The following is a 19,596-nucleotide window of genomic DNA, read 5'->3' on the forward strand; positions in this document are numbered from 1 at the left end:
GACCCTTCGACCACGTTCGACACACCAAACACCTTATCTACAAAAAAAGCTATCGCAAATTTGCGATAGCTTTTTTTATTGATCTTTTTGCACATAAGCAACAAGTGCTTCTAATGCTTCTGTCTCATCTGATCCTTCTGTCGTAATTGTAACTTCACATCCAGATCCAACAGCTAAGCTCATAATCCCCATAATGCTCTTAGCATTAACCGTTTTACCGTCTTTCTCCATAAAAATATCAGCTTGAAAACGATTTGCCTCCTGTACAAACAACGCTGCCGGACGTGCTTGTAATCCAGTCTTCAACAGCACCTCTACCCGTTTTTGAACCACTGTTCCATTCCCCTTTACCTATTATTTTTTTATAACCGCTTCACCGGCGCGTAATTTCTCAGCAATATCATCAATTTTACGCAAACGATGATTAATACCCGATTTACTAATATTTCCCCCAGAAACCATTTCTCCTAATTCTTTCAATGTAACATCTTGATAATTGATACGCAGCTCTGCGATTTCACGTAATTTATCTGGTAAAAAATCAAGTCCAACAGTCTCTTCAATATAACGAATGTTTTCAATTTGTCTTAAAGCTGCACCAATCGTTTTATTTAAGTTTGCTGTTTCACAATTTACAAGACGATTTACAGAATTACGCATATCGCGCACAATACGAATATCTTCAAACTTCAAAAGAGCGGTATGAGCACCAATAATATTTAAGAACTCGGTAATCTTTTCCGCTTCCTTTAAATACGTAATATACCCTTTTCGCCTTTCTAACGTTTTACTATTTAATGCAAATTCATTCATAAGCTCACATATCGCGTCATTATGTTCTTGGTATAATGAGAAAACTTCTAAATGATACGATGATGTTTCCGGATTATTAACGGAACCACCAGCTAAAAACGCCCCGCGTAAGTACGAACGTTTACAACATTTTTTCTCAATTAATTCTTGTGAAATATGACGAATAAACGAAAAGTCCTCTCGTACAATGTGCAAATCTGATAAAATTTCACGTGCTTTTTCAACTAAACGAACGATGTACACATTATTTTTCTTTAAACGCATTTTCTTACGCACAAGTAGTTCAACTGTCACGTTATATCCTTTTTTCAATAACGTATAAATTCTCCGAGCAATCGCTGCATTTTCCGTTTGAATGTCAATGATTACACGGCGGTTTGAAAAGGAGAGTGAACCATTCATACGAAGTAATGCTGACAACTCTGCCTTCTCACAGCATTCCTTCATTTCGAGCTTTGTCAGCTCCTTCTTTGTTTCTGATGCAAAGGACAACCGTTTCACCTCCTAACAGTCAACTTACTTTTATGCCCTAAATGAACTTGTAGCGTTACCTCAAAGAAGTAACGCCTTCTACCATGTAAGCTTTTTCAAGCTGACAAGTTATATTAATGAATATAAAATCGAAGCTAGCTTTATCGTATCATGACGCACAACTTGATCATCATACTTTGCTAAACAATCTTTAATCAACTTAATATTATGCGCGACAAAGCGATCTTCATCAATCGCAACTGGCTCCGACATTTCTTCTGCATAACGTCCTAATAGCTCAAATGGAATTGGTTCATTGTTCACTATTGCTGTATTTATAAATGCTTCTCCAAGATGATCATGCAATGCTTCCACATGGTCAAACGCCGTATATCCCATTGTTTCACCAGCTTGGGTCATGACATTACAAACGTATACCTTCTTCGCTTTTGCCCGAAGAACTGCATCCCCGATTTTTTTCACCATTAAATTCGGCAAAATGCTCGTATACAAACTCCCCGGTCCAAATACAAGTAAATCAGCTTTTTGAATTTCCGTTAATGTTTCATGAAGCGGTTCTACTTCTCCCGGTGTTAAAAAGACACGGTTAATTTTTCTACCGTAATATGGAATTTTCGATTCCCCGCTTACAATTTGGCCATTTTCCAATTCCGCGTGCAAAACAACACTTTGATTCGCAGCCGGAAGTACACGCCCTCTTACATTTAATACTTTACTTGTTTCCGTAATAGCATGAAAAAAATCACCTGTAATAGCCGTCATTCCAGCTAACAATAAATTCCCAAGCGCATGTCCTGTTAATCCTTCTCCTGATGTAAAACGATGTTGAAATAACGCTTCCACAAGTGGCTCTACATCAGACAACGCAACAAGTACGTTACGAATATCTCCAGGAGGCGGAATTTCTAACTCATCACGAAGTCTCCCAGAACTTCCCCCATCATCAGCAACCGTTACAATCGCGGTAATGTCGACAGGATACTTTTTTAAACCGCGTAACAAAACGGATAGACCCGTTCCGCCTCCCATAATAACGATTCTCGGTTTTCTCTCTTTTCCCATTTCTTAATGTCCCTTTCTCTTCTCCACATCACGATGAGACACATGGGTTGTATATTCTTGCTTCAAATGTTTCGTCAAATATTCTGCAAGTGTAACGGATCGATGTTGTCCTCCTGTACATCCAATAGCAATAACAAGCTGACTTTTTCCTTCGCGCTTATAATGTGGAAGCATAAAGGAAATAAGGTCTGTTAACTTCTCTAAAAATTTGTGCGTTTCATTAAATTTGAGCACATATGATGATACTTCCTCGTCAAGACCTGTTAATGGCTTCATGTGTGGAATATAGTATGGATTTGGTAAAAAACGAACATCAAATACTAAATCAGCATCAATTGGAATACCATATTTGAATCCAAATGACATTACGTTTACGCGAAATGCTTGTTCATCCCCTGTTGAGAATAATTGAATAATCTTTTCTCTTAGTTCTTTCGGCTTTAATTCTGACGTATCAAGTACAATATTCGCACGCGCCTTCATATCTGTTAATAGCGTACGCTCTGCTTCTATTCCCTTTAATGGAAGACCTGTTGGAGCAAGTGGATGTGAACGCCTTGTTTCTTTATAACGCGTTACAAGTGTACTATCTTTTGCATCTAAAAATAAAATATGTGGAATAATCCATGTGCGTTCTGATAAATCATCAAGCGCTCCCCATAAGTGATCAAAGAACTCTCGCCCGCGTAAGTCAATACCGAGCGCTACTTTATTCATTTTGCCTTTCGAGTCTGCCATTAATTCAACAAACTTCGGCAACAACATGGGCGGTAAATTATCCACACAAAAATATCCTAAGTCTTCAAAACTTTGCAGGGCAACTGTTTTTCCGGCTCCAGACATTCCTGTAATAATAACCATTTTAATATCATTATGCGCGTCCATAATATCCCCCCTCATCTTTTAACTCGGATCTAACCGATACGAAAGTAATTCAAAGTCTGGTGTATATACAAATGTACCGTAAATAATACCATTTCCCTTAATTAAATACTCAATAATATGATAATCTCCTGGTGCCATTGGCAACTCATCAATCTTATCAAATGTATGCCAACCTATTATCCCTTCTTCGCTTTGCAGTTTATTTTCTCCTGCAAAATCTGTCGCTAAGAAAGAAAACATCATCCATTCGGAAATGACCTTGTCTCCTTCTTGGATTACGAAAGTGAAGACACCTTTTAATGCTGGATTTTTCAAATAAATACCCGTTTCTTCGCGATATTCGCGAACAACCGATTCTCTTACTGTTTCCCCGCGCTCCATCTTACCGCCTGGAGCAACCCACCAATTTCGACGAGGCTTTTGTAATAGAAGAACTTCATTATCCTTGATTAACACACAGTTTGTCACTCTTTGCAAGCTTCTTCACCTCAGCTATTAATGGAGAAATCCCCATTATATACTTCCTTCATTATACTATCAAATACAGTTTGTCACAACGAAGGAACCCCATATCTAAAGCAAATGAAAAAAGATGATGGGAGACTATTCCCATCATCTTATAGTAATCATAATTATTGATCATCCACAATAATATACGCTGTTCTTATTGGTCCATGTACACCTACGACAAAATTCATTTCAATATCAGCACTGTTTGACGGACCAGAGATGAAGTTCAAACAAGATGGAGGCGCTTCACCCTCAACATTTTGATGATGAATCATTTTTGTAGCTTGTGTTGACCTAGGGACAATCGTACTTTTTGGAACAATAGCAATATACGATTCAGGAAGAGGGCTAACGTGCCTTCCTTTCATACCATCATTATACAAAACGATGGTTCCTGATTCTGCGAGAGTGATATCACAAAACGTAATTCCGATATCAGCTGTTTTTGTAAATTCAATACTTTCTTCCTTATGGGCTAAATCCCATTTATGAAAACGTATCGCCCCTTCATTTGTAAAAAAATTACTAAGATTATATTTATCAAATCGCTCATCATTTGAATAAATAACAGATTTTATATTCCATTCTTTCATAAAAGAGTGTAACATTTCAGCAAGATTAGCTTTTTTGTTCGCCGAACTTCTGCTTCTATGCACCGCCAAAAAGGTTTTTCCCTTTGTATTTATATAGAAAAAAGAAGCCATCTCAATAAAGACAGCTTCTCTTCTTTGTTCATTATTTTTCTACTTTTAATTCTTCTAACAGCTCTTCCACATAATGCTGTGCACTTTGTGCTGCAATACTTCCATCACCTGTTGCTGTGACAATTTGGCGAAGCATTTTTTCACGAATGTCACCAGCTGCGAAAATACCAGGAACTTTTGTTTCCATACGTTCATTTGTTTCAATATAACCATTTTCATTTGCAATACCTAACTCTGCAAATGGTTTAGAAAGTGGTAACATCCCGACATAAATAAATACGCCTTCTGTTTTAAACTCTTGTTCTTCACCACTATTTACATCTACAAGTGTTACGCTTCCTACTTTTCCGTTTGCTTCATTAATTTCTTTTACAGTGTGATTCCAAATGAAATCAACTTTTTCATTTTGGAAAGCACGATCCTGTAAAATCTTTTGTGCACGCAATTGATCACGGCGGTGAACAATCGTTACTTTCGTTGCAAAACGTGTTAAATACACACCTTCTTCAACAGCTGAGTCGCCGCCGCCAATAACAACAAGCTCTTTTCCTTTAAAGAATGCACCGTCACATACTGCACAGTATGATACGCCGCGTCCGCCAAGTTCTTTCTCGCCTGGTACGCCAATTTTCTTATATTCTGCACCGCTTGCTACAATAATTGCACGCGCTTTATATTCTTTCTTTCCCGCAATTACTGTTTTATATTCTTTTCCATCAATAACTTGTTTCACATCACCATATGCATATTCTGCACCGAATTTCTTCGCATGTTCAAACATTTTATTTGATAAGTCCGGCCCTAAAATATGGTCATAACCTGGATAATTTTCTACTTCTTCTGTATTTGCCATTTGTCCGCCCGGGATACCACGCTCTAACATCAACGTGCTTAAATTTGCTCGAGATGTATACACAGCTGCTGTCATCCCTGCCGGACCGGCTCCGATAATAATTACATCATAAATTTTTTCTTCTGCCATATTCGTCATCTCCTGTTCTTATCGTTCTTTTGATACCCTCATTATACTGTCGGCAATGTTTTTTTCCCAATGATTTGCTCGCTCTTATGAATGCACGCATCTTACTGCTTGCACATACTTTCGTACAGTTGCTACCGATACATTATATATATTCCCAAGTTCTGCTTGCGTCAATTTATCTTGACATTCGCCTCTTACAATATATTCAACTGCCGCTGACCAGCCATATACATTTGTAAATGCCGTTCCGCTCGTGTATAGGCGTATAAACGTACAAAACCAAAGATGTAAACATTCTTCAATCAGTCCATCATCTTTTTTTGTATAATTGTATAAAGCATCTGCAATGCGAACACATTGTTCAAACGGCTGAAGCCCTTGCGGAATACTTTTATGACTATTAATTAAAAAGAAATAGTGTGCGAGCTGTGATACGATCGGAACACGCTTAGGAGATTGCATTACATCAAAGAAAAAGCCGATTTTCTCTGGTGTTGTCAGCTCATTCATTAAATATAAAGCCAGCATTTGTTCTTCCAACGTTTCACTTTGCTGAAAAGATCGTTGCAGCTCTTGAAATAAAATATTTTGGCCTTCATCTGCTAAATGAATAGCATTCCAAGGCTCTTTTCCTTTTTTATCAGGATGTAACTCCACGACATGCGTCCACATTTTCTCTGCTGTTTGTTCATCATTTACCATATAAGCAGAATATGCAAACCAATAATAAAAACTAACATCACCTTCGTAACCTTGACGCTTTAAAACTTTTAACCATTTATATGCACTTTCAAAACGACCAATTGTCGCAAATGTTGTCCCTAGTTTCACACGATGTTCAAACGACATCGGATACACTGTCTCCAATTGCTCTGCTAACTTTTCTACTTGCTTATGTTCCCCAATGGAATATAGAAAAATAAGCGTATTACATAAGGCATGAATATTCCCTGGATTCTTCCCTAAAATTAACTCTGTCATTTTCAATGCTTGATCAACATTCCCAAGCTGAAAATGAGCAATTGCTAAATTATTATGTGCCGACCAAAATTCCGGATATTCCGTTATAACCCCTTCAAGCGTCGCAATCGCCTCTTCTAATTGACCGTTCCGAATATAATGATTTGCTTGCTCTTGCATTACAATTAATCCATCTTCATCTTCAAACTCCGGTCCATCCATTTCTTCTTCTTCAATAATCTCTAAAAGTTCCATCGTCTCCGCAATAAATTCTTTATCCGTCGCAATTTCTAAATACCGCTCTGCATACTTTTTTGCTTGTTGGAATAAACCAAGATACGCATAATTATTTGCCATAAAATAATAGCATTCTTCTATTTGTTCACCCGTACGAACAATTTGTAATAAAATTTGATTAGATTCGTGATACTCTCCCACTTCTGATAATGCCGTTGCTAATTGACATAAAATAAACGGCTCTTTCTGACTTTGTGCCGCTCTTTTAAAATATTTAATTGCATCTTCTAAATGATGATTGCGATAAGCCTTCATCCCCTTATCATAAAAGAAATCGGCTAATTGATTAAAAGAAATAACTTGTCCGTTATCTTTATGAATTTCTTGATTTTTCCCCATAGATCCTCCATTATTTCATTCTTCTATCTATAAGTATAAACGATTCTCCTAAAAACAAAACAGTATATTATACGCAAATATTTCCTTTTTATTCCCGAAAAGAAAAGGAAAATGTTACATTTCTAACATTTCCCTTTTCTCGCTGCCATTTCCTCTTTCGTATAAATAATACGCATCGGATTTCCACCAACGAAAGCACCGCTCGGTACATCACGATGAACAAGTGTACCGGCTGAAACAATCGCTCCATCTCCAATGACAACACCTGGTAGAATAGTCGAATTCGCTCCAATCATTACTTCGTTTCCAATTATAATTTCACCAAGGCGATATTCTGTAATTAAATATTCATGAGCTAATAATGTTGTATTATAACCAATGATCGAATTATGCCCAACTGTAATTTTCTCCGGAAACATAATATCTGGCATAACCATAAGTGCAAAAGAAGTTCGCTCTCCAATTTGCATTCGCAAAAATGTGCGATATAACCAATTTTTCATCCGTAAAAACGGAGTATAACGCGCAATTTGAATGACAATGAAGTTTTTCATCACTTTCCAAAATGGAACTGTCTTATATACGTTCCATAATGAATTTGCTTCTGACACAGGATAGCGTGTTGTCCGTCGCACCATTCTCTCCCCTTGTCAGCCTAGTTCATGAGGCAAAATTGTTAACAAGTCACTCATTTTTTCTAACACATAATCCGGTTTATAAGACGCTAAGTATTCGCGTCCTTTAATTGTCCATGCAACAGCTGCTGTCTTCACGCCAGCATTTTGTCCGCCAACAATATCGTGATGATTATCCCCTACCATTAAAGCTTCTTCCGGCTTTGCCTCTAATAATTGCAGCGCTCTTTGAATTGGTTCTGGATGCGGCTTCACATGCTCTACATCATCAATTGTCACCACAACATCAAAAAACTGTTTTAATTTCGATAGCTTTAATCCCATTTCGACAGTTTGGCGCACCTTCGTTGTTACAATCCCAATTTTATAACCTTTCTTTCGAAGTTCCTGTACAGTTTCATACACCGTTTCATACTCTTCTACTAACTCATCGTGATGTTCATGATTAAAGTCGCGGTAACATTGAATTAGTTCTTCTACTCGATTTTCGTCAATTTTACTAAATGTATCGTGCAATGATGGACCAATAAACGGCAGTACGTCTTCACGCTTATACTGATTTGGATAGTACTTTTCTAAAGTATATAAAAATGAAGAAATAATAAGTTCATTCGTATTAATCAACGTTCCGTCCAAATCAAATAACACTGTATTTATGCTCATCTTTTCGCCACCCTTAGTTGTTGTATGATAAAGTGAAACTTCCATTCGGAGATGCTTTTTCCTCCGAATGGTTAGCCCGTCCAATCGGGCTCTTACAAGCAGTTCCTCTTCTCGCATTCTCTTCTTCGCTTACTGCTTGTTAGAGCGGGATATGAAAAGAAGCAGCGCCGCATGTCTGACGCTACTTTTTCTCATTCATCTCTGAAGTTCTATCCTTATTGTTCTGAATATCGTTTATCCGCATACCCCATTTTTCGTCTCACAAACACAAAAATGATAGAGACGAGAATTAAGGTAATTGATACAACTTGCGCAATGCGAAGCGGACCAAGCATTAAGCTATCTGTACGTAATCCTTCTACAAAGAAACGACCGATAGAGTACCAAGTTAAATACGTAAAGAACAGCTCCCCGCGGCGTAAATTCGCTCTCCGAAGAAACATAAGTAAAATAAACCCAGCAAAATTCCACAGTGATTCATATAAAAATGTTGGATGGTAATACACGCCATCAATATACATTTGATTTATAATAAACTGTGGTAAATGCAAACTTTCAAGAAATTGACGCGTTACCTCACCGCCATGAGCTTCTTGGTTCATAAAGTTGCCCCAGCGTCCCATCGCTTGTCCAAGTAAAATACTTGGCGCTGCAATATCTGCTAACTTCCAAAAAGATAGACCGCGTTTTTTCGCAAATACAATCCCTGTAAGAACTGCTCCGATTAATCCGCCATGAATAGCTAAACCACCTTGTCGAATGTTAAAAATTTGAATCGGATTTTGCGAATAGTAACTCCATTCGAAAATAACATAGTATGCACGTGCACAAATGATTGCAAGCGGCACCGCAATTAGGACTAAATCAATAAATGTATCTTTCGGAACACCAAGACGCTCGCTTTCTCGGGTTGCGATCCATAATCCAAGCAAAACAGCAGTACCAATAATGACACCATACCAATAAATCGGAAACGGTCCTAGCTGAATTGCCACGCGATTAAGCTGCGGTACAGACCCTAACAGCATATTCTCTACTCCCTTTCTATTCCACTAACGGAAGTTTCACTTATATTTAATTTTGATCCCCTAGTTCAATCGCACTCATAAGACGCTCTGAAAATTGCTGCGCTGCATTTACGCCCATACGTTTTAAACGGAAATTCATCGCTGCTACCTCAATAATAACAGCTAAATTTCGACCTGGTCGTACTGGAAGTGTGATCTTTGTAATCTCTGTATCAATGATTTTCATTTTTTCTTCATCTAAACCAAGGCGGTCATAATTTTTCTTTTGATCCCAAATCTCAAGATTAATTACAAGTGAAATACGTTTATGATTACGCACAGCACCTGCACCAAATAACGTCATAACGTTAATAATGCCAAGGCCACGAATTTCAAGTAAATGCTCAATTAACTCTGGTGAACTACCAACTAGTGTATCGTCATCTTCTTGACGAATTTCTACACTATCATCAGCCACAAGGCGATGTCCGCGTTTCACAAGCTCAAGTGCTGTTTCGCTTTTCCCGACACCACTTTGTCCTGTAATCATTACACCAACACCGTAAATATCAACTAATACCCCATGAATAGCTGTTGTTGGCGCTAATTTACTTTCTAAATAGTTCGTCAAACGACTCGATAAACGTGTTGTTTTTAGCGGCGAACATAATAACGGCACGCCAGTCTGACGAGATGCTTGCATTAACTCCTCGGGTACATCTTGGCCGCGCGTTACGATAATACACGGTGTTTCTTCTGTACAAAGCGCTTGCATGCGTTTTTTCTTTTGTTCTTCTGTTAACGTATCAAAAAAAGTTAGCTCTGTTTTCCCAAGAAGCTGAACACGATCAGCTGGATAATATGTAAAGAATCCTGCCATTTCAATTCCAGGGCGTGATAAATCACTTGTATCAATTGGACGGTGAATTCCTTCCTCGCCACTTACTAACTCTAACTGAAAATGTTCAATTAAATCTTTCGTTCGAACTTTTGGCATATATAAACCTCCACGTTGCGGAATGTATCTAGGCAGCGTACTACCACTCTACCCGCTATTGTACCATTTTTTTCTGAAAACACGAAACACGCTTTCTTTTAAAAAAGAAAAAAACATTTCACGCTTTGCGCAAAATGTTTTATGTTTTGTCGGATACTCTCTGCCGTCCGATTATTCTTTCTCGTATAACGGTTCAATAATCGCTTTTTCAATTAACATATTTAAGATTGAAATAAAAATTGCCGCAACAATTGCTGCGCCAAATCCAGATAAATTAAATGCATCACCAAGTACCCAATCTGTAATTTCTAGCGTAATCCCATTAATAACGATTAAGAAGAAGCCAAATGTTAACACAGTAATTGGCAGCGTAATTAAAATTAATAACGGTTTAACAAATACATTTAAAAGAGACAAAATAATGCTTGCAATCACTGCGGTTTGTATATTGGCTATTTCAAACGCACCTGGTGCAAATATTTTGAGAAGACCTGATACAACAATTAGCACAATACTGTTTACAATAAGTGATATAATCCATCTCATGTTCTTTACACTTCCTTTTCACTAGGGACAATGAATACCCAAACTACATATACCAACAATAATACTTGAAATCCGCCAAAAATACCAAGAACAAATGAAATGAAACCGCATATAAGATTCCTCTCACGAGCAATTCTTTACCAAAATCATTTACTCATTCACAAGCAACTGTACACCTTTCACAATATTCCAGATGAAAATAACAAGGTTCACCAATCCAAATAACAACATCGCAATAAGCACAATTACACCGATTTGTTCTGGTGTGTTCATAACAAATCCAAGTAGAAAAACGAGAAATAAACAAAAGAACGGTAGTAAATGCGAAATGAAAGCTTTCTTTGCATGAGATTTCACTTCTTCATGAGGAACAACAAAATACACAATGATTGGAAATAATAACGGAGCCACAAAAATACTAAAATAACAACAAGAGGCTAAAACTTTTTCGGTAGAATCCACATCCTCATCCCCTTTGGATGTTGTATATAAAGTGAAACTTCCATCAGTGGGGCAGTTACCCCTCACCTATCTTCCTCGTCTCCCCTTGAATTCAGAGGTGGGGGATTACTGCCCGTTCATACGGGATAACAGAAAACATGTAACAGAGAAGCACCGCTCCTCTGTTACATGTTCCTTCACTGTGTTAATTCTACTTCTTTCATTTTTTCTTTCATACGTGCTGTATCACGTTCTAAAACACCTTTCAAATACTTACCTGTGTAAGAACGTTCTTCTTTCACAACTTGCTCCGGCGTACCTGTTGCAACAATTTGTCCGCCCTTATCTCCACCTTCAGGACCAAGGTCAATCAGATAATCTGCCGTTTTAATAACATCTAAGTTATGTTCAATAACAAGTACCGTTTCACCATTATCAACAAGACGCTGAAGCACTTTTAACAGACGAGCAATATCATGTGCATGAAGTCCCGTTGTCGGTTCATCTAAGATGTACAACGTGCGGCCTGTTGAACGGCGGTGCAGCTCAGATGCTAACTTCACGCGCTGCGCTTCTCCGCCCGATAACGTCGTTGCCGGTTGACCGAGCTTCATATAGCCAAGCCCTACATCCACAAGCGTTTGGAGCTTACGTTTAATTTTCGGGATATTAGCAAAGAACTCTACTCCATCTTCAATTGTCATCTTTAACACTTCAGAAATATTTTTATCTTTATATTTTACTTCCAATGTTTCACGATTATAACGTTTCCCATGACAAACTTCACATGGAACGTACACATCTGGTAAGAAGTGCATTTCAATTTTAATAATCCCATCACCGCGGCACGCTTCGCAGCGGCCGCCTTTCACGTTAAAACTAAAGCGACCTTTTTGATAACCGCGCACCTTTGCTTCATTCGTTTGCGCAAATACATCACGAATATCATCAAATACACCTGTATATGTCGCTGGGTTAGAGCGCGGTGTACGTCCAATTGGTGATTGATCAATATCAATTACCTTATCTAAATGATCAAGGCCCTTAATTTCCTTATGCATACCAGGCTTACTTTTCGACTTATATAATTTTTGAGCCACTGCTTTATATAGCACTTCATTAATTAATGTACTTTTCCCCGAACCAGATACACCCGTTACCGCAACAAATGTGCCGAGCGGGAATGACATCTTTGCATTTTTTAAGTTATTTTCTTTCGCTCCAATGACCTCAATTTTACGGCCATCACCTTTACGGCGCTCTAACGGGACTGGAATAAACTTTTTACCTGATAAGTATTGTCCTGTTAAAGACTTATCATCTTGCATCACTTCTTGCGGCGTCCCCGCTGAAACAACCTGCCCGCCGTGAATCCCCGCACCAGGACCAATATCTAATAAATAATCCGCGGCCATCATCGTATCTTCATCATGCTCCACAACGATAAGCGTATTTCCTAAATCACGCATATTTTTCAGTGTTTGAATTAAGCGATCGTTATCACGCTGATGTAAACCGATTGAAGGTTCGTCAAGAATATATAATACCCCCGTTAAGCTCGAACCGATTTGTGTCGCTAAGCGAATGCGCTGTGCTTCTCCGCCCGATAACGTTCCAGCTGCACGGCTAAGCGTTAAATAATCAAGTCCCACGTTAATTAAGAAGCTAAGACGCTCTTTAATTTCGCGCAAAATCAGCTTCGCAATACTTTGTTGCTTTTCTGTCAATTCGATATTTGTAAAGAACTCGTGCGCATCCTGCACAGAAAACTGCGCCACTTCCGCAATCGTTTTTCCACCTACAAAAACAGCCAAGGTTTCCGGCTTCAAACGAGCGCCTTTACATTTTGGACAAGCTTGCTCCGCCATATATTTTTCCATTTGCTCACGAATATAATCGGAGCCCGTTTCTCGATAACGGCGCTCAATGTTCGGAATTACACCTTCAAAAATAATCTCGCTTTCCTTTACTTGACCAAAGTCGTTCACATAGCGGAAATACACTTTTTCTTCTCCGCTTCCATGCAACACTTTTTCAAACAAATGCTTCGGAATATCTTTTACCGGCACATCCATATCAATGCCATAATGGTTACAAACAGACTGCAACAATTGCGGATAATATTGTGAGCTTGTTGGCTCCCAAGGTGCGATTGCATGATCGTTTAATGATAAATCCCAGCTTGGAATAACCAAATCAAGATCTACTTCTAACTTTGAACCAAGGCCATCGCAAGACGGACACGCACCGAACGGACTGTTAAAAGAAAACATACGCGGCTCAAGTTCACCAATAGAAAATCCGCAATACGGACAAGCATGATGCTCGCTAAACAGCAGCTCCTCTTCTCCAATCACATCAATTAAAACGCGGCCTTCACCAAGCTTCAAAGCCGTTTCTAATGAATCAGCAAGACGACCTGCAATTCCTTCTTTCACCACAATACGGTCAATTACAACTTCAATCGAATGTTTTTTATTTTTATCTAACGTAATTTCTTCTGAGACATCAAGCATTTCTCCGTCAACGCGAACGCGGACATACCCTTGCTTTTTAATATCTTCTAATAGCTTCACATGCGCACCTTTACGTCCTGATACAATCGGTGCGAGCACTTGCAGCTTCGTACGCTCCGGATATTCTAAAATACGATCTACCATTTGCTCAATTGTTTGCGATGTAATTTCAATGCCGTGATTTGGACAAATCGGTGTTCCGACACGCGCAAATAATAAACGTAAATAATCGGAAATCTCCGTCACCGTTCCAACGGTTGAACGCGGGTTACGGCTCGTCGTTTTTTGGTCAATTGAAATTGCCGGTGATAGCCCTTCGATTGCATCGACATCCGGTTTATCCATTTGCCCTAAAAATTGCCGCGCATACGCCGATAGCGATTCTACGTACCGGCGCTGTCCTTCTGCATAAATCGTATCAAACGCTAACGACGATTTCCCTGAACCGGATAGCCCCGTTACAACAACAAGCTGATTTCTCGGAATGGTGACATCTATATTTTTTAAGTTGTGGGCTCTCGCACCTTTTACAACGATAAAATCTTTACCCATTGCCTTCACCCTTCTGCTTTTAATTCTAATAATAGATCACGAAGCTCAGCTGCCCGCTCAAAATCGAGCGCTTTTGCAGCTTCTTTCATTTCCGCTTCCATTTTTGCAATTACATTTTCTCGTTCTTTTTTCGTCATTTTCTTAGAAGTTACTGGTGCTGTCTCATACGTTTCGGTATCTTCCGCAGCCATCGTTGCACGGATGACATCGCGCACCTCTTTTTGAATTGTTTTCGGTGTAATACCATGCTTTTCATTGTACGCTTCTTGCATTCGGCGACGACGATTCGTTTCTTCAATGGCGATTTCCATCGATCTTGTAATTCGGTCTGCATACATCACAACATGACCGTTTGCATTACGAGCTGCACGACCAATCGTCTGAATAAGCGAGCGCTCTGAACGAAGAAATCCTTCTTTATCTGCATCTAAAATAGCTACGAGTGATACTTCTGGAATATCAAGCCCTTCTCGCAACAAGTTAATACCGACAAGCACATCGAACTTGCCAAGACGAAGATCGCGAATAATTTCAATCCGTTCTAACGTTTTAATTTCAGAATGAAGATAGTTTACTTTAATCCCAACATCTTTTAAATAATCTGTTAAATCCTCTGACATTTTCTTCGTTAATGTCGTAATTAATACACGCTCATTTTTCGCGATCCGGTCTTGTATCTCTCCTAGTAAATCATCAATTTGTCCTTCAATTGGCCTTACATCAATTTTCGGATCTAATAGCCCTGTTGGACGAATAATTTGTTCCACCACTTCCGGTGAATGTTCAAGTTCATATGGACCCGGCGTTGCTGATACATACACAACTTGATTTGTTTTCTCTTCAAACTCTTCAAACATAAGCGGTCTGTTATCTAGCGCTGATGGCAGACGAAATCCATGATCAACAAGCACTTGCTTACGCGCCTGATCTCCGTTATACATCGCTCTTACTTGTGGCACTGATACATGCGACTCATCCATCACGATGAGAAAATCTTCAGGAAAATAATCTAATAATGTATATGGTGTTGAACCAGCTGGACGGAGCGTCAAATGACGGGAGTAGTTCTCAATCCCTGAACAAAAGCCCATCTCACGCATCATTTCTAAATCGTACCGTGTCCGCTGCTCTATCCGCTGCGCTTCTAACAATTTACCGTTATCATTTAATTCTTTTAGACGTTCTTCTAATTCTTTTTCAATATTTTCAATAGCAACTTTCATTTTTTCTTCGCGTGTAACGAAGTGAGATGCCGGAAAGATTGCCACATGTTCACGTTCTGCTAATACTTCACCTGTTAATGCATTCACTTCCCTGATACGATCAATCTCATCGCCAAAAAACTCAATCCGAATACAATGTTCATCAAGGGATGCTGGAAAAATTTCAACGACATCCCCGCGCACGCGAAACGTTCCACGCTGGAAGTCAATATCATTACGGCCGTACTGCACATCAACAAGTTCACGAAGCAATTGATTGCGTTCCTTTTCCATACCAACGCGTAAAGAGACAACAAGCTCACTATATTCTTCTGGAGAACCTAAACCGTAAATACAAGACACACTCGCTACAATAATGACATCATCTCTTTCAAATAAAGCCGATGTCGCTGAGTGACGCAATTTATCAATCTCATCATTAATTTTTGCATCTTTTTCAATAAATGTATCGGTTTGTGGTACATACGCTTCCGGCTGATAATAGTCGTAGTAACTAACAAAATATTCAACCGCATTGTTCGGAAAGAAATCTTTCAACTCACTGTATAGCTGTCCTGCTAACGTTTTATTATGAGCCATTACAAGTGTTGGCTTCTTCACTTCTTTAATGACATTTGAAATCGTAAATGTCTTACCCGTTCCTGTCGCTCCAAGCAACACTTGATGTTTCTTACCATTTTTAATCCCTGCTATCAGCTGTTCTATCGCTCTTGGCTGATCACCTTGCGGGGAATATTCTGAGACAATTTCAAATTGGTGTTCCAAACGCATCCGACCTCCTTGTAAAAAATCTGTATTTTTATTTTACCACGAACGCCCATAAAAAAACCAAAAAAACGAACAAGTATTCGATAAATAATTCGACACCCTTTCTGTAAATTCAATATATGACAACAAAAAAGATGCTTATTTACTCAGCATCTTCCCATAGTCATTCATGAGGTACCTCCAGCAAAAAATAACTCATATTTTTATGATTCTTTTTACATTCACTTAATTGATAAATTACAGCTTCATCGCTTTTTTCTTTCATAATTCCTTTACACACATCACTTTTTTTCCCTTTTTGACTTCCTCCAAATTTGTCGTTGGAATCATCGAAAAGATAGTTTATATTGATTCCATCATAATCTAATGTTTGAAAAATTGGATCTCCTTCATCTGTATAATTCACAATACGAACTTTATCAGCTTTACCATTTTTCACATGATTTAGAAACTGCTGAAACTTATCTAAATTAGATTCTCCACCTATTTTTACGATGATATCATTCTTTTTATCAACTTTTGCTTCATCATTTTTCTGATTTCCCGTTTTTATAGAGGATAAACAACCCGCCAAACCGCCTATGTAGAATAGAAAACATAATAAGACAATTCCTTTTCTCATCTTGATCCTCTCCAGCCCATTTTGACTTTATCCCGCATTAACGGGCAGTAAGACTCCCACCTCAAAATTCGGCGAAAGCGTCCTGCGATTCTGAACGAGCCACTTCCGCTTTTCTTAAGAAGTTAGGTGGGAGATAAACTGCCCGTAAAAGCCCGATTGGTGAGGGCTAATAATCAGTGGGGGATGAAGAAAACCCCCACTGATTAAAGTTTCACTTTATCCCGCTATTCGCGGACAGTAAGACTCCCACTAATGGAAGTTTCGCTTTATACTACCATTCAAAATGAAATAACTTAGTGTAGCAACAAAAATACCTATACAAATATCGACAAAAAATTTATCATTTTTTGTATAGGTAGAATTTTCTAAAAAATTTGTATTTACAACCCTCATTTTTCATATTACAATACGTTTAAAGATTCGACATTATACGACAAATCGAACTTAAAGTTCAGAATATTTTAACAACTAGAGGGTGAGGGAGCTTATATGAATCTATTTCGAAAAAAATCCATTTCCGCACTGCTAGCGCAATCGCAGCAGAAAGGCGCCTCTTTAAAAAAGGAGCTAGGCGCATTTGATTTAACAATGTTAGGAGTCGGCGCCATTATTGGAACAGGTATTTTCGTTCTTACCGGTGTTGCCGCAGCAAAACATGCAGGACCAGCACTTATTTTATCGTTTATTTTATCCGGTTTAGCCTGCGTATTTGCGGCATTATGTTATTCCGAATTCGCTTCAACCGTACCGGTATCAGGTAGCGCGTACACTTACAGCTATGCAACATTTGGAGAAATCATTGCTTGGATTTTAGGTTGGGACTTAATCCTAGAATACGGCTTGTCATCCTCAGCCGTTGCATCTGGTTGGTCAGGATATTTCCAAGGATTATTATCTGGATTTGGCATTAAATTGCCTCACGCCTTAACAAGCGCTTATAATCCTGCAGCAGGCACATACGTAGACGTACCAGCAATTTGTATTATTTTCATCATGACATTTTTATTAACAAGGGGCGCAAAAAAATCAGCTCGCTTCAATGCTATTATGGTAGCTATCAAAATATTTGTTGTTCTTCTATTCATCGGCGTTGGTGCTTTCTATGTAAAACCTGAGAACTGGACACCATTTATGCCGTTTGGCTTCTCTGGCGTAACAACTGGGGCAGCAACTGTATTCTTTGCTTATATTGGATTTGATGCTGTATCAACAGCTGCTGAAGAAGTAAAAAATCCACAGCGTAATATGCCAATTGGTATTATTGCTTCCTTAGCAATCTGTACAATCTTATATATCGTTGTTTCATTAGTATTAACAGGAATCGTTCCCTACAACCAATTAGATGTAAAGAACCCTGTTGCATATGCTTTGCAATATATTCATCAAGATTGGGTTGCCGGACTTATCTCTTTAGGAGCAATTGCTGGGATTACAACAGTATTACTCGTTATGCTATATGGACAAACTCGCTTATTTTATGCAATGAGCCGTGACGGCTTACTGCCAAAAGCACTTTCTCGTGTAAACAAAAAAACGCAAACACCAGTTATGAACAGCTGGATTACAGCAGCTATGGTTGCTTTCTTTTCTGGCTTCGTTCCTTTAGACAAGCTAGCAGAATTAACAAACATCGGTACATTATTCGCATTCATCGTTGTATCAATCGGCGTTATCATCTTACGCAAAAAACAACCAGACCTACCGCGTGCCTTTAAAGTACCATTCGTACCATTGGTTCCGATATTAGCGGTTCTATTCTGCGGATACTTAACATTACAACTTCCCGCAACAACATGGATTGGCTTTTTCGTTTGGTTAGTGATCGGATTAATTGTATATTTCAGCTACGGTTATAAAAACAGTACGCTGCAAAACGAAGAAAAAGAAGACGTTGCATAAGGTTAGTTGAACCAATCGGGCTCTTACAAGCAGTTCCTCTTCTTGTACTCCCATTTTTGCTTACTGCTTGTTAGAGCGGGGGAATAAAAAAGCTGTTGTCCATTAATGGCAGCAGCTTTTTTTGTATATTGACATACACAAAATCCATATGGCTCAAACGAGAAACTTTCAACTTGAACGAACAGCTAGCTCATCACGTATTGTCCACACGTGTTTTCTACTTATGGAATACAATGTATCAAAAATAAAGAAAAGAGGTTTAACCCCACTATGCCTGATCACCATGAAGAATCTGATGAGAAATGCCTTAAAGATAACTCAAATACTGATAACTATTTTGTTGAAAATCATACAATTGGATCAACAGATTCACCAGTACTAGTTCTCGTACCAGGAGACACTAGTCATCAACCTGTTTCGCAAGATTTTACTAGTAATCACAATAAAACATTACTTCAGTTAACTTCTGCCTCATTACAAGGTGAAGAGCCTTTACCTTTAGCAGTAACCATTATAACAAAAAGTCCCCATAACCCTATTACTGCTATAATTACAGAAAGTACAAGAATATTTCATCTAGAAAACTTTAAAAGCTTGAGTGTCTCAAATTCTAACTCTGTTCAAGGTGGATTGAATGTATTTATCCAAAAAACGTTCTGTATCTGCCGTGAGGAATGAAGAAA

18 protein-coding genes and 1 pseudogene are annotated in these 19,596 nt (G+C 38.6%); 2 read left to right on the forward strand and 17 right to left on the reverse strand.

Annotated features, from left to right (window positions below; genetic code table 11):
* Window positions 1-75: 75 nt before the first annotated feature.
* The 17 genes and pseudogenes from MR076_RS00775 to MR076_RS00855 all read right to left on the reverse strand — a co-directional run bounded on the left by MR076_RS00775 (window position 76) and on the right by MR076_RS00855 (window position 17,014).
* Window positions 76-333: an HPr family phosphocarrier protein gene (locus MR076_RS00775; RefSeq protein ID WP_242216706.1), complete on the reverse strand. Its 258-nt coding sequence runs from the start codon at window positions 331-333 to the stop codon at window positions 76-78.
* Between the two features lie 21 nt (window positions 334-354).
* Window positions 355-1,305, reverse strand: coding sequence for a DNA-binding protein WhiA (gene whiA / locus MR076_RS00780; RefSeq protein ID WP_242216707.1), 951 nt, complete (start codon window positions 1,303-1,305; stop codon window positions 355-357).
* 108 nt (window positions 1,306-1,413) lie between these two features.
* Entirely contained in the window at window positions 1,414-2,367 is a 954-nt protein-coding gene (locus MR076_RS00785; protein ID WP_242216708.1) for a gluconeogenesis factor YvcK family protein, read from the reverse strand.
* Window positions 2,368-2,370: 3 nt separating this feature from the next.
* Entirely contained in the window at window positions 2,371-3,252 is an 882-nt protein-coding gene (gene rapZ, locus MR076_RS00790; protein ID WP_242216709.1) for an RNase adapter RapZ, read from the reverse strand.
* A gap of 18 nt (window positions 3,253-3,270) precedes the next feature.
* Window positions 3,271-3,729 (reverse strand): NUDIX hydrolase, encoded by a 459-nt coding sequence (locus MR076_RS00795; protein ID WP_242216710.1) that lies wholly within the window; start codon window positions 3,727-3,729, stop codon window positions 3,271-3,273.
* Window positions 3,730-3,884: 155 nt separating this feature from the next.
* A pseudogene (locus MR076_RS00800) lies at window positions 3,885-4,414 on the reverse strand (LutC/YkgG family protein); the annotation flags it as partial.
* Window positions 4,415-4,497: 83 nt separating this feature from the next.
* Window positions 4,498-5,448, reverse strand: a complete 951-nt coding sequence (gene trxB, locus MR076_RS00805; protein WP_242216712.1) for a thioredoxin-disulfide reductase — start codon at window positions 5,446-5,448, stop codon at window positions 4,498-4,500.
* Between the two features lie 84 nt (window positions 5,449-5,532).
* The gene (locus MR076_RS00810) at window positions 5,533-7,044 is read right to left on the reverse strand and encodes a tetratricopeptide repeat protein (protein WP_242216713.1); all 1,512 of its coding nucleotides are present in this window, start codon (window positions 7,042-7,044) and stop codon (window positions 5,533-5,535) included.
* Window positions 7,045-7,166: 122 nt separating this feature from the next.
* Window positions 7,167-7,679, reverse strand: coding sequence for an acyltransferase (locus MR076_RS00815; RefSeq protein ID WP_242216714.1), 513 nt, complete (start codon window positions 7,677-7,679; stop codon window positions 7,167-7,169).
* Window positions 7,680-7,694: 15 nt separating this feature from the next.
* Window positions 7,695-8,342 (reverse strand): pyrophosphatase PpaX, encoded by a 648-nt coding sequence (ppaX, locus tag MR076_RS00820; protein WP_242216715.1) that lies wholly within the window; start codon window positions 8,340-8,342, stop codon window positions 7,695-7,697.
* 215 nt (window positions 8,343-8,557) lie between these two features.
* Window positions 8,558-9,370: a prolipoprotein diacylglyceryl transferase gene (gene lgt, locus MR076_RS00825; protein WP_242216716.1), complete on the reverse strand. Its 813-nt coding sequence runs from the start codon at window positions 9,368-9,370 to the stop codon at window positions 8,558-8,560.
* Between the two features lie 46 nt (window positions 9,371-9,416).
* Entirely contained in the window at window positions 9,417-10,346 is a 930-nt protein-coding gene (gene hprK / locus MR076_RS00830; RefSeq protein ID WP_242216717.1) for an HPr(Ser) kinase/phosphatase, read from the reverse strand.
* A 171-nt stretch (window positions 10,347-10,517) separates the two neighbouring features.
* Window positions 10,518-10,892: a phage holin family protein gene (locus MR076_RS00835; protein WP_242216718.1), complete on the reverse strand. Its 375-nt coding sequence runs from the start codon at window positions 10,890-10,892 to the stop codon at window positions 10,518-10,520.
* Between the two features lie 150 nt (window positions 10,893-11,042).
* A complete protein-coding gene (locus MR076_RS00840; RefSeq protein WP_242216719.1) occupies window positions 11,043-11,354 on the reverse strand; it encodes a magnetosome magnetite crystal formation protein family in 312 nt (103 codons plus the stop codon).
* Window positions 11,355-11,530: 176 nt separating this feature from the next.
* Window positions 11,531-14,401 (reverse strand): excinuclease ABC subunit UvrA, encoded by a 2,871-nt coding sequence (gene uvrA / locus MR076_RS00845; RefSeq protein ID WP_242216720.1) that lies wholly within the window; start codon window positions 14,399-14,401, stop codon window positions 11,531-11,533.
* A gap of 5 nt (window positions 14,402-14,406) precedes the next feature.
* On the reverse strand, window positions 14,407-16,389 hold the full coding sequence (gene uvrB / locus MR076_RS00850; RefSeq protein ID WP_242216721.1) for an excinuclease ABC subunit UvrB: 1,983 nt from the start codon (window positions 16,387-16,389) through the stop codon (window positions 14,407-14,409).
* Between the two features lie 166 nt (window positions 16,390-16,555).
* The gene (locus MR076_RS00855) at window positions 16,556-17,014 is read right to left on the reverse strand and encodes a DUF4362 domain-containing protein (protein WP_242216722.1); all 459 of its coding nucleotides are present in this window, start codon (window positions 17,012-17,014) and stop codon (window positions 16,556-16,558) included.
* 489 nt (window positions 17,015-17,503) lie between these two features.
* On the opposite strand from MR076_RS00855, the gene MR076_RS00860 reads away from it, so the two are divergent.
* Together MR076_RS00860 and MR076_RS00865 are read left to right on the forward strand one after the other, a co-directional pair.
* Window positions 17,504-18,913 (forward strand): branched-chain amino acid transporter BcaP, encoded by a 1,410-nt coding sequence (locus tag MR076_RS00860; RefSeq protein WP_242216723.1) that lies wholly within the window; start codon window positions 17,504-17,506, stop codon window positions 18,911-18,913.
* Between the two features lie 270 nt (window positions 18,914-19,183).
* Entirely contained in the window at window positions 19,184-19,591 is a 408-nt protein-coding gene (locus MR076_RS00865; RefSeq protein ID WP_242216724.1) for a hypothetical protein, read from the forward strand.
* Window positions 19,592-19,596: the final 5 nt, after the last annotated feature.

This window comes from Bacillus cereus group sp. BfR-BA-01380 (assembly GCF_022663535.1).
GTDB classification, from domain to species: Bacteria; Bacillota; Bacilli; order Bacillales; family Bacillaceae_G; genus Bacillus_A; species Bacillus_A cereus_BB.